This window comes from Spirosoma terrae (assembly GCF_010435915.1).
Taxonomy (GTDB): Bacteria; Bacteroidota; Bacteroidia; order Cytophagales; family Spirosomataceae; genus Spirosoma; species Spirosoma terrae.
Genome location: NZ_JAAFZH010000002.1, coordinates 435,619 through 447,255, shown reverse-complemented (window position 1 = coordinate 447,255; position 11,637 = coordinate 435,619). Strand labels below are relative to the sequence as shown.

Annotated in this window: 9 protein-coding genes and 1 tRNA gene; 3 read left to right on the top strand and 7 right to left on the bottom strand. The window is 47.7% G+C overall.

The window, feature by feature from the left end:
* The first annotated feature begins 121 nt into the window (after positions 1-121).
* Together GK108_RS06890 and GK108_RS06885 are read left to right on the top strand one after the other, a co-directional pair.
* Positions 122-193 (top strand) — tRNA-Glu (locus GK108_RS06890).
* A 374-nt stretch (positions 194-567) separates the two neighbouring features.
* Positions 568-1,011: a hypothetical protein gene (locus GK108_RS06885; RefSeq protein ID WP_163944856.1), complete on the top strand. Its 444-nt coding sequence runs from the start codon at positions 568-570 to the stop codon at positions 1,009-1,011.
* A 517-nt stretch (positions 1,012-1,528) separates the two neighbouring features.
* On the opposite strand, the gene GK108_RS06880 is transcribed toward GK108_RS06885, so the two are convergent.
* Both GK108_RS06880 and GK108_RS06875 read right to left on the bottom strand, forming a co-directional pair.
* Positions 1,529-2,152 (bottom strand): class I SAM-dependent methyltransferase, encoded by a 624-nt coding sequence (locus GK108_RS06880; RefSeq protein WP_163944855.1) that lies wholly within the window; start codon positions 2,150-2,152, stop codon positions 1,529-1,531.
* Positions 2,153-2,169: 17 nt separating this feature from the next.
* On the bottom strand, positions 2,170-2,313 hold the full coding sequence (locus GK108_RS06875; RefSeq protein ID WP_163944853.1) for a hypothetical protein: 144 nt from the start codon (positions 2,311-2,313) through the stop codon (positions 2,170-2,172).
* Between the two features lie 449 nt (positions 2,314-2,762).
* Here GK108_RS06875 and GK108_RS06870 point away from each other — a divergent pair, with 449 nt between their 5' ends.
* Positions 2,763-3,377, top strand: a complete 615-nt coding sequence (locus tag GK108_RS06870; protein WP_163944850.1) for an RNA polymerase sigma factor — start codon at positions 2,763-2,765, stop codon at positions 3,375-3,377.
* A gap of 81 nt (positions 3,378-3,458) precedes the next feature.
* Here GK108_RS06870 and GK108_RS06865 read toward each other — a convergent pair whose 3' ends face one another.
* The 5 genes from GK108_RS06865 to GK108_RS06845 all read right to left on the bottom strand — a co-directional run bounded on the left by GK108_RS06865 (position 3,459) and on the right by GK108_RS06845 (position 11,628).
* Entirely contained in the window at positions 3,459-4,550 is a 1,092-nt protein-coding gene (locus GK108_RS06865) for an alpha/beta hydrolase family protein (RefSeq protein ID WP_163944847.1), read from the bottom strand.
* Positions 4,551-4,697: 147 nt separating this feature from the next.
* The gene (locus tag GK108_RS06860; protein ID WP_163944844.1) at positions 4,698-6,014 is read right to left on the bottom strand and encodes a TldD/PmbA family protein; all 1,317 of its coding nucleotides are present in this window, start codon (positions 6,012-6,014) and stop codon (positions 4,698-4,700) included.
* A gap of 112 nt (positions 6,015-6,126) precedes the next feature.
* Positions 6,127-7,770: a TldD/PmbA family protein gene (locus tag GK108_RS06855; protein WP_163944841.1), complete on the bottom strand. Its 1,644-nt coding sequence runs from the start codon at positions 7,768-7,770 to the stop codon at positions 6,127-6,129.
* 82 nt (positions 7,771-7,852) lie between these two features.
* Complete coding sequence (locus GK108_RS06850; RefSeq protein WP_163944839.1) at positions 7,853-10,057, bottom strand: penicillin acylase family protein; 2,205 nt, start codon at positions 10,055-10,057, stop codon at positions 7,853-7,855.
* A gap of 122 nt (positions 10,058-10,179) precedes the next feature.
* Complete coding sequence (locus GK108_RS06845; protein WP_163944836.1) at positions 10,180-11,628, bottom strand: SusD/RagB family nutrient-binding outer membrane lipoprotein; 1,449 nt, start codon at positions 11,626-11,628, stop codon at positions 10,180-10,182.
* Positions 11,629-11,637: the final 9 nt, after the last annotated feature.

Genomic DNA, 11,637 nt, shown 5'->3' with positions numbered 1-11,637 from the left:
CTTTTTTTAAAAAAATTTTGACACCAGGTATTGCATTATAAAAATATCGCCTTACCTTTGCACCACGTTTCGCCAACGCAGCGACAGAAAAGTCAAAAACGTTGGGTCTTGTACACAAGACGGCCGATTCGTCTAGCGGTTAGGACATCGCCCTTTCACGGCGGTAACACGGGTTCGATTCCCGTATCGGTCACTAACATGAATAAAAACCCTGAAAAGAAATTTTCGGGGTTTTTGCTTTTTATACCTTTCTGTGAACCTGTTACGTTTTGCCAGTCTGGAATCGTAGCCAGACTTGATCCGTTGTCCCCCGACAGCATCCTGCTGTCGTAGCCGTAGGCTAAGTTCATCTAGACACCAGAAATCTCCTGAAAGCATAAGTCGATACATCTCTCTGGGTGATCACATAACAGACCCTGTTCTGAAAGGCCAACCTTTTTTTGTGCTATAAACTCTAAAAAAGTCCCAATCGATAAAGATTTCTCACCCTTTCCCCTAGAAAACAGGTTATCAATACTTTCGTAGCTAATCAGTCTCTACTCATACAGGAACGGTCAAACCAAGTCAATGAAAAACATGCTCTTTCTCTACGTACTCGTAATTATTCTGGGAGTTGCTCTGGTGGTAGGGGGCACAATCGGTCTTTTAAAAGCCAGAGCCCAGCAACCCGAAGAACTTCTGCCGTTGGTTGTCAGCCCGGAGCCTTTCGAGTTATCTGACCCAGACCAGGCCCCCACATGGGACCCTCAGCAGGAATCCCGCAAGAAATTTAACGAACGACAAATGGCCTGGCGAAAACAAAAACAGGAGGTCGAACAAACAGAAAAGGAAGTTGATAGACTCCTGCAGGAAAAAATGAGCCTGACCAATAGTCTCATCAACTGCAAAACCCCCGAATCGTTGCAGGCCCTTAAGGAGCAGCTATACCAGTCTCAGCAACACTTCGATGTGGCCATGGCCAGGCATCACCAGGAGCTGCAAAAATGGAAAGCAACCTTACTAACAGATTAGCTTAAGCGTTTTTTTACTACTCGACAGTCAATTTCGCGTTTTTCAGGGCAGGATTGTATAGCTGATGTTTTTCTCATATAGGTCCAAAACAAGTCAATGCCCGGCGTTTGTGCGATCCCGCAGTAGAAGCCGCTACGTAGCGTCAAAATAGGTCTTGTGATTCCTCCATAGCTGCAATAATCAAGGAGGTGAAAACGAAAAAACACCATTCGTAGCAGAATGGCGTTTCCTGTGCGTTTTTTACTCAACATTAAGTAAGAGGTTTAACGCCAGCCAATCGCAAAACGTTTATAGGTCCACCGTCTATTTATTGTGTGGAGTACGGGATTTAATCTCTCCCTTTCAATCAAACGCTATTTTTGTCATGTAAACGAAAAGAGTTAACCTTATTTAGGTTTCTGAAATACGTTTCTTTGGTTAGATCGAAAAGTCAGTCCGTTGAAGGGGCTGACTTTTTTTGTCACTAGCTGAAGAGTACCCTTCTTTTTAGCGTAACGTGCTACGTCAGGCTTTACCATCAGCTACGCTTTTGTTCGATTCGAAAAATAATGGATGACTCTACGGTTGTATCTCGCTCTGTTGTGGCCTCACAGTAACCCACCAGCTGAAAGGGAACGTAATCGATAAACTCGGCTGGCGTAGTAAAATAATCGGTCCCGTATTGTTGTGTACCTTTATAAAACACCTGATTTACCAGCAAATACCTTCCGGCAAATTCATTGCCCAATGTTTGAAGAATAAAATCCAGATCGGGTAAAATATACCAGATGATCTCGCTCAGCAAAACGCAGTCGGTTCCTCTATAACTCGAAAGATCTGACGTAATATCAGCTACGTCAAAATTTAGATGAGGGAACAACGCTCTGGCTTTATCGATGGCCGTCTCCGATAGATCAACACTTTGCGGTATAATACCTGTATCCTGGTGTATCCAGTTGGCGTAGTAGCCCAACCCACAACCACATTCCAGTACACTACGTATCGGAAAGTTTTTTAGATGCACAATTCCGGCCATTCGGGCGTACTTGTTGGGCTGAGACGACTGCATCCAGGGATCATCGAAACGTTGATACATTTTTTCAAACTCCCCAATGAACTCGCCATCTTTAATGACGTAATCGTGATACGTTTCGTTTTTCATACCTAGTTGAGATCGTATTACAGCCCTTTTTTCTGCCGCGACCAAGCGAACAACCCTACATTGATAATCGAATAACTAGAGCAGAATAAGTCGCCGATGACCTCCTTTAGCGCTCTGTGCTGAACGAAAGTCACCTCAATCGGTACGCTTTCATCAATCATTCGACTCAATCAGCAGCAGTAGGATATGGGGCTAGTTAGGGAAGATACAGATTAAAATCAGATTAAAAAACTAATTTAATCCTACGAACCTCCGCTGGCAAAATAGTATAATTCTATCTCGCCAAAGTCACAATCAAGACGCAATTGTCTGCTTTTATACTATATGCAGGTACTAACTGCTATGGTCCTTCAACGCTGACTCTGTTCTTTTCCAACTAAGTCACACATACAGCCACGTCACATAAAAACTAAGCATATAAATTTTAACCAGAATATTATACTTATATTTATCATTAATTCGGAATTAAATTTTAAACAACAGAAATTCACTATAATAATTCCAAGCTTTCTTATCACCGAAGTCTTTACACTGCCAGATAAATACTATCTATCCACTAAATCAGACAAAATAGACCTATAACTTCCTCATTTTTAACCCACTTCTTTAAATGACTTTTTCGAACGAACGTACATTATTGAACCAACTCTCAATGGGCGATGAAAAAGCATTTAGTAAGCTCTATGACCTGTATCAACCAAGTCTTCATCGCTTTGTCTACAAATTCCTGAAGTCACCTGATCTTTCAAATGATATTTGCCAGGAAATCTTTATGAAAATCTGGGAAGACCGGCAGACCATTCAGGAAGTGAATTCGTTCAGGTCCTATCTGTTTACCATTACTAAAAATCACACGTTTAACACCCTTAAGCGCGCGGCCGTAGAAGATCGGGTAAAAGCCGACGTAGTGAAGAGTTATCGCGTGTCGAAAAACGACACCGAAGATGTATTGCTGACAAAAGAGTATCAGCAATTTCTACAATCAGTGCTCGATACGTTATCGCCCCAAAGCCGGAACGTCTTTGCCTTATGCCGTCAGCAGGGAAAAAGCTACGACGAAGCCGCTCAACTTTTAGGCATCTCGAGTAGTGCCATAAAAAAGCACATGGTCAAATCGATGCAGACAATCAAGTTTGCGGTGGAAAGAGACATAGGCATAGCGTTCAGTCTTTTTATAGAAGTGCTGGCTCAATCGGGCGACTTCATGCCTATAATCGAACTCTGATCCAATAGATAACTTCCCAAAACGAAGCCTCCGAACCGTGTTGAACGGTTCGGAGGCTTCGTTTTGGGAAGTTATCTACACTTATTTGCCCTGCTTCGGAAAATAACTGACTTCAATGAGTTCTTTTACGTCTTTGAATTTCCTGTTGGGCTTGAGGTATTGTGCCAGATAATTATAGATTTTCATCCGGCTCTCTTTAGCTCCGTACGAATCGATCCGGTTGAACGTGTGTCCACCCGGCGCTTCCTTGTAGATTTCATAATCAAACTTTTTCCCCTCGGCTTTGAAGGCTCTAATCAATGCCTCTACCTCCAGCACGTTCACGTCCTCGTCGTTGGTGTTGGTATGAATAAGGAGGGGTGTCTGTAGTTTTTCGGCATTCCAGACCGGTGAGCGTTTCCGGTATTCTGCTACGTTCTGATCAGCGGATTTGCCAAGGTGAAAATCAGCGGAATACGCATCCCGATAACTCTGGCTTTTATACCCCATTCTGGCAATCAGATCGCTCACCGGCACACCGGCGTAACCAACCGCATAATCGGATGGGTAGTTGAATAAGTTGAGTAATGTAATCATCCCACCGTGGCTCCAGCCCAGGATACCGACCCGCTTTTTGTCGATAAAATCATAATTTTCGAGCATGTAATCGCGGCAGGCTTTGGTGTCTTCTACTTCCAGTCCGCCGTAATCAATCAGCTGGTAAAAACCTTGCCCGTAGCCCGTACTTCCGCGATAATCAGGGGCAATCACTACGTATTCCTGCGCCGTTAACTCTTTCACAATGTGCGCATAAGCCGTATTGAAATTACTATGAACCCCACCGTGTGGCAGCACTAGTAACGGGTATTTTTTCGACGGGTCAATCTTCGACGGGATGAATACATAAGCCGAGAAACGTACCGGGTTCTTCGCGCCCTGACCAGTTGGATTTTTAATAACGGCTGGCGGTGGACCAGTAATGATCACTTTGTCGACTAACGTAGCATCGCCCAAACGCTGCGACCACGTCAGATCGTCAATGGCTTTGTCGAGCGCGTCGAACTGATGCTGCATTCCCGCCAACTGCCGCTGTAACGTAGCAACCTGATTCGCTTCCGGGTTTTGCGCCCGTGTCTGACCATAAAGCATTGTTCCTGCAAACAGAGAAAGAACAAGTCCGGTAATTTTTTTCATTGGAGGTAAAAGAGAATTATTGATTGTTGAGAATGAAAAGTTAACCTCACCCCAACCCCTCTCCTTGAAATAAGGAGAGGGGCTTTTTAGAAACCGTTTTGCAAGTCCCTCTCCTGTTTTAGGAGAGGGATTTAGGGTGAGGTCTGTCTACACCGCGTCAGAAAGGCTGCTGAACGTAAAGTCGCGGATGCGCATGGGCGGAACCATATTGCCGCGTGTACGTACCGGTTTGCCCAGCGCTTCGAGGTTGTTGAGCATGATGACCGGGCTTTCGTTGAAGCGGAAATTCTTGACCGGATGCTTAATCTGCCCGTTGTCGATAAAGAACGTACCGTCGCGGGTAAGGCCGGTGTAGAGCAACGTTTGCGGATCGAGCCAACGGGTATACCAGAACCGCGTTACCAGAATCCCTTTTTCAGTGCCTTTGATCAATTCAGCCAGCGATTGAGTGCCACCTTCCATCACAAAACCCGACGGTTGCGGCAATGGCTTCACCCCTTTTTGTTTGGCCCAGAACGGCGAATACGACATGTTTTTCACAACGCCTTTTTCGAACCAAACCACTTTTTCGTGCGGGTAACCGTCCGACGAAAACGGAGAACTCGGAATTTGCGGATCGGTTGGGTCGGAGTAAATCGTGACGCGCTCATCGAGCAACTTTTCACCCAGGCGCGTTCCCCCACCCTTTTTACCCAAAAAGCTACGTCCTTCGTCGGCAGTGCGGGCATCCATCGCGTTAATCATAAAATTGATCAACTCCCCGGCCGCCATCGGTTCCAGAATAACGGTGTATTTACCAGGCTCCAGCGCCATCGCTTTCTGCGAAGCCCGCGCTTTCTGAATCGCTACGTCGGTCAGCGAACCCGTATCGAGTTTACTAACGTCGTTGAAATCACCAGCCGCGTAGCCTGAACCAGTACCATCGGGCGTGCGAATGGTAAGCGAGAAGTTAGCACCCGTATTCTTGTGATAACCGAATAATCCTTTGTTATTACCAATAGCATTGAAACTGGATGAATCTTCCAGAAAACCGGCTCCACTTAACTGGCTCGCCATAATGGATTTGATACTGGCTCCAGCAAGTCTGGCCCGATCGGGTGCTTTCATGCTGGCCGTTGTGTCAACAAATGCCTGTGGTTTGCTGTACGTCTGCGGACCCGGCATCGGCATATATTCCGGGTTTTCGGGTGCCAACCGAGCCATTTCTTCGGCCCTCCGAACGGCTTTTTCCAGTGATGCGTCGTCAAATTCGTTGATATCCGACGTTCCGACCCGTTTACTGATAACCACCGTTACCGATAATGACAGATTATTGGTTGCCCCCGATGTCGATACCGAGTTGCGGGCAAAGCGGATATTTCCCGAACGCCCACCGTTTAATTCAACTTTCGTCTCGTCGGCTTTGGACAATCGTAAAACCTTATCGATGATCGTCTTCGCTTCTTCTTGTGTTAGGATGGCCATGTTTTTAGGAGATGGGATTTGTGTATGGTATATGAGGTATCATATATGAGGTAGCTTAAATTGGTAGTCGAATCCTACTTCATACATCATATATTACACATCATACATCCCTTTAGATCTTCCGTCCGGTATTGATTACGTTGACACCGTTGAAGCGCGTAGTGGGGCAACCGTGCGATACGGCACTGGCCTGACCAGGCTGGCCTTTACCATCGAAGAACGTACCGAACAATCGATAGTCGTCTTTGTCGCAGATGCGGGAACAGGAATTCCAGAACTCCTGCGTGTTCGACTGGTACGCTACGTCGTCGAGCATACCTGCAATTTTACCGTCCTTGATTTCGTAGAAAAGCTGACCGCTGAACTGAAAATTATAGCGTTGCTGATCAATAGACGACGAGCCACGGCCCAGAATGTATATCCCTTTTTCGGTGTCGCGAATCATGTCGTGGATGCTGTATTTCTCCGGATTCGGCTGGAGCGATACGTTCGGCATCCGCTGAAACTGAACACTATCCCAACTTTCGGCGAAGCTGCACCCCTGCGATTCTTTTTCGCCCAGCAAATGCACCTGATCGCGGGTAGCCTGAAAATTGACCAGAATTCCGTCTTTAACCAGATTCCATTTTTTGCAGGGAACGCCCTCATCGTCGTAGCCAACCAACCCCATTGTGTTCGGCTGGATTTTATCGGCTACCAGATTGACGATTTTGCTACCATACTGGAAATTTTTCGACTGAAGCTTTTCCATCGTCGCAAAGCTGGTTCCGGCCAGATTGGCTTCGTAGCCCAGAACCCGGTCGAGTTCGAGCGGGTGCCCAACCGATTCATGGATGGTCAGGCCCAGATTCGACGGATCGAGAAGCATGTCGTATTTGCCCGCCGGAACCGATTTCGCACTCAGTTTTTCCTTCGCCTGCAAAGCCGCTGCGGTAGCGTCTTCAATCATGTTATAGGCGTAGCGATACGTAGTGGGGCCGTTGGGAATCACAATTTTCTCGGCCGGATTATCGGACAGGTAATCGTAGCCCATACCAATCGGCGCACTCAGCGCATCCCGCGATTTGAAGCGTCCCGTTTGTTTATTGACCGCCGTGACCGTAAACGTGGGCCACATACGATGTACATCCTGATCGATATACGAGCCGTCTGTCGAAGCAAAGTATTTCTGTTCGTTTACAAAAAACAGGTTCGACGTAACGAACGACGCGCCATTTTTCAAAGCCGCACCATTCACCTCCATCAGCAAATCGATTTTCTCTTTGACTGGAATTTCGAACGCGTTTTTCTTGATCGGCGTTTTCCAGGTTTTCTCACCAACGCCTTTTTGCGGAGCCAGCACTACGGGTTCGAGCTGAATTTCGGCATTTGCTTTCGCCATATCGACGGCTTCTCTGGCGCATTCAGCAATGCTTTCCGGCGTCATCAGGTTCGTTGACGCAAATCCCCACGTACCGTTGGCAATCACCCTAACACCAATACCATATGACTCTGAGTTTACGATGTTCTGTACTTTGTTCTCGCGGGTGAACAGATACTGCCGAAGATACCGTCCGATCCGTACATCGGTATACGTAGCGCCCTTACTTTTAGCTGCATTAAGCGCTACGTCGGCCAGCCGTTTTTTCGTTGCTACGTCGATACCCGGACTTAACAAATCCTCAGCTGAAATCCGATTTCCGGCTATTAATCCAGCCGGAAGCAACGTAGCGCTCATACCCAGACCGGATAATTTTACAAAATCTCGCCTTTTCATAGAAAAACCAGTAGCCTGGACGTCCACGTCCGGGTAGTAATTAAATTTTAATCAACCCGGACGTGGACGTCCAGGCTACACATCACTTATCGCCGGGGTGATAGATTTTTTCGGCGTGTTTGTATACGTCGTCTTTATAGAAATAAATCTCTTTGTATTCACCGTTGATGTAGCCTTTCACCTGATCGAGATAATGGGGTGAATTGGGGTCAGAGCTGGCTCCACCCGTCAGGATGGTTTTGGCACGGAGTTTATCGCCAAACTCCACCGCAGCCACAAACGTATTGCCCGTAATGCCGTATCGTTTGTGGGTTTTGACTGCTTTTTTACTGACATACGCATTCAGCGAACCCATAAATCCGGGCGTTGCCGGAACGCCCCAGCTCAGTTTGTCATCGCTTGGATCTTTGTCGGGTATCCGCTGAAACCGATTGTCCTGCCCCCAGGTTACCTGCCACGTACCAAACTCTTTTTCGAGTTCAGTCACAACCTGCGCCAATGCAGTAAGTTGTTCTGTTGCAGAAAGAAACTCGGTAGTTAGAGCGGCTCCGTTGGTCAACGAATACTGCTCTTCGGTAGTGGCCGGACGAGGTAGTCGTGCCATATCGAGCTGGATCACTTTTTCGAGCCAGTGCACCGTTAGCGTAGTGGCCACGGAGTTGGTATCGGTCTTGAAATCCCAATTTTTCAGTACGTCGATGGGGCCCGCCAGTTTCGAACGTAGCGAATCGTTCGAGGTTGTGTTATAAGCTGTAATCAGGCTTGGCACAAAGCGCTCACCGCTGGGCAGATACGTATCGTACGACGCTTTAATCACATCGTCCATCGTGGCATTTTCCAATGGCGTCAGCACGCGCACGGCATGAACAGCGCGGGGCGTATGTCCGTCGGGCAACATATACGAAGGCAACTTGTTCAGCATCGTCGTGTCTAACGTACCGGCACCATACAAGGGTGTCGAATTACAGTTTTGCAACCAACCATTGGCCGGATTGATGTAATGCGGAATCTCGGTCAGTTCGTGCGTACCCTGCCACTCTGTCGCCGACGTAGTACCATCGACCGGGCGTCGCCAGTCGAGCAATGGATTTTTCTTTGGTACGAAATTGCCGTGCCAGTAGGCAATGTTGCCATCTTTATCGGCGTATACTACGTTGCTGCCAACCATAGCGCGGGCGTTGATGGCATCCGTAAATTCCTTCATGCTACGAGCCTTCATCTTGAGCCAGTGCATCCCCAACAATTCGATGTTTGGCTCGTAGGTCTTTAGCGCGATCCAGCGCGTCGCCGTTGCGTAAACAACCGGGCCGTGATGCGTGCGATACGTAGTGAATTTCTTGGTTGCCGAGCTATCTCCTTTTTTGTAGCGAAGCTCAATGGTCGTACTGTCGACCGGCTTCCAGGCACCGTTGTAGCGATACATGAGCCGGCCCTTTTTCAGTTCTACATGCTCAGCATAGAGGTCTTTCGCATCCGACAATGAAACGGGGTGCATCCAGCCTAAAAACTCATTGAATCCCTGAAAAATGTTGAACTGCCCCAGAAAAGGAGCCCCATAGGAGTTTAGACCTTCTTCGCTAACCAACTGAATTTCAATACGCCCATAGTATTCAGCGTGCGGGTTGATGAACAGCATTGCCTTCTTGCTCTGTGTGCGCGAGGGTGCCAGCGCAAAGCCATTCGAGCCGTCATTTTTGGGTGGTTCAGCCGTGAAGCTCCGGCTGGTTGCCATAGGCTGTGTGGCTTCTTTTCCGTAGAACGCCTTAAAGTCAGCCTCGCCGACGTTGCTGCCGCCCATAGCCGGTACGTTGTTCATCAGAATCATCCACGGCTCAATGCGCGTCAGTAATTTGGGTTTTACGGCCGGATGCGTAATGAGGTAGTAATTGATGCCTGCCGCATACCCATCGCAGAGTTTTTTGAGCCAATCGGGCGTTTTCTGATAAAGCTGAACAGCCTGCGCCGAATCGATGAACATCCGCGTCCAGAGGTCTTTGTAAATCGAGCTTTCTCCCTCGGTTTCCGCCGTCCGGCCTAATCGACCAATCAGCGAGGTTTCAACTTTGTCGAAAAACTCCTCACACTGCACATACATTTCCCCAAACACGGCATCGGCGTCGGTTTTGGCGTACACGTGCGGTACGCCATAGGTGTCTTTCACAATCTCGATGCCCTTGGCCCGCTTTTGCAGTGTCTTTGCCTCCTGCACCGTAAATGGCGACTGCGCAAAAACAGAGCTGACAGACAGGCTAAAAATGATCAGAAACGGGTATACTTTATACTGCATTTTACTGTAGTTCAGTCGATTATATACTTATTTTTTTCTGACAGGATTAACATGATTTGCAGGATAAGTTGGTGTAGAGAATCTTGTAAATCATGTTAATCCTGTCAGAAAAAAAATGGCTTCTACTTATAGATAGCGGTTGTTTCAAACAGACTCGGCACGGTACGTGGGCTATTTGGATTGGAGTTGATTTCGTTCTGCGAGTAAATAAAGCGCCCCGGCAACTGGCTACCGTTGTTTGGTTTCAGTTTGATACCCAGCCCTTCACTACGTGTACGGCGTTCGTCGTTCCAACCAATATGCTGACCGTAGAACGTAACGTAACGCTCTTCTAGAATCTCACGCAGCAACGCATTGTTAGCCGTTATACCATCTTTGTTTTCGATGCCGCCAGCCGCAAAATCAGCCGCTACGTAGGGATCATATTTATAGGTACCAGCCACTTTATACGTAGCGTGCAGATAGCCACCTCCATTCAGGAAACTACGATACGTATTGAGATGCCCCAATGCTACGTCAAAACCTTTTCCCGAACGTAGTGCCATCTCGGCCAGCGTGAGCAGATTCTCCTGATACGTAACGAGCGGAAAACTGGCATCGCGCGCAAAGAAACCCCGGTTAGCCGTAGTTGTGAGCGTATTAGGCTCAATAACGCCCGGCGCGTTCACGCCATTTTCGAGATAGTAGAATTTGAACCGAGCTGTCTCGTTGGTTTTCGAATTGCCGCGATACGTAGCAGTTTTGGCCGGATTCAGCAACTCGGCATTGTAGGCTCCTTCTGCCGTAATACTACCCGCCCGGACGTTAGTCAGAAAGCTGTAGTTCTGATTTTCGTTCACGCTGGCGGTAGTGCCGTGTGTGGCATACATCGAATTGGCATACGAACTTACACCCGACTGCGCTGCCGTGTAGGCGTTGTCGTACTGTTTCAAATCCAGATACAATCGAGCTTTCAACGTGTTGGCCACCTGTTTCCATTTCGTTACGTCGCCACTGAAGAAAATATCGCGCGTACTAACAGCACCTATACCCGATTCCAGATCGGCAATGCCATCGTTCAGCAACGCAATCAGCTTCGGAATTAACTCAGCCTGCGCTTCGAAATGCGGATTGGCATAATTGGCCGTATTAGCCGTTTCCGAAAACGGTACATCCCCCCATAGTTCGGAAGCCGTACCAATATTCTGAGCCTGAATAATCTTCGTTATTCCAGCCATGACGCGGTTACCATTTTGCGTTGCCTTGGCCAACGTCCGGGCTGCATTTTTGTTAACGCCCGTGTAGAACAAATTCCAATCGTCGTCGAAGTTGGCGGCTGTAATCTGGTATTGCCCCCATGTTCCAAACTGCTGGAAAGCACCAAATCCGTAGCCCGTCCAGACAATCGTCAAACGGCTTGCCATGCCCTCCTGAGCAGCAATGTGCGCAATCTGTGTGCCGGTGAAAAGGTATTCGGCCGATGCGTCTGTCGGGTTATTGGGGTCCTGGTTCATATCCGACACCAGCGATTCGCAGGAAAACGAAGCCAGCCCAACCAGTATCGAAAAAATAGTTTTATATCGACGTTTCATGATGTTTCT

Coding starts and splice junctions, on each gene's coding strand:
- GK108_RS06885 (WP_163944856.1), top strand. CDS start 568: ATGAAAAACATGCTCTTTCTCTACGTACTCGTAATTATTCTGGGAGTT.
- GK108_RS06880 (WP_163944855.1), bottom strand. CDS start 2,152: ATGAAAAACGAAACGTATCACGATTACGTCATTAAAGATGGCGAGTTC.
- GK108_RS06875 (WP_163944853.1), bottom strand. CDS start 2,313: ATGATTGATGAAAGCGTACCGATTGAGGTGACTTTCGTTCAGCACAGA.
- GK108_RS06870 (WP_163944850.1), top strand. CDS start 2,763: ATGACTTTTTCGAACGAACGTACATTATTGAACCAACTCTCAATGGGC.
- GK108_RS06865 (WP_163944847.1), bottom strand. CDS start 4,550: ATGAAAAAAATTACCGGACTTGTTCTTTCTCTGTTTGCAGGAACAATG.
- GK108_RS06860 (WP_163944844.1), bottom strand. CDS start 6,014: ATGGCCATCCTAACACAAGAAGAAGCGAAGACGATCATCGATAAGGTT.
- GK108_RS06855 (WP_163944841.1), bottom strand. CDS start 7,770: ATGAAAAGGCGAGATTTTGTAAAATTATCCGGTCTGGGTATGAGCGCT.
- GK108_RS06850 (WP_163944839.1), bottom strand. CDS start 10,057: ATGCAGTATAAAGTATACCCGTTTCTGATCATTTTTAGCCTGTCTGTC.
- GK108_RS06845 (WP_163944836.1), bottom strand. CDS start 11,628: ATGAAACGTCGATATAAAACTATTTTTTCGATACTGGTTGGGCTGGCT.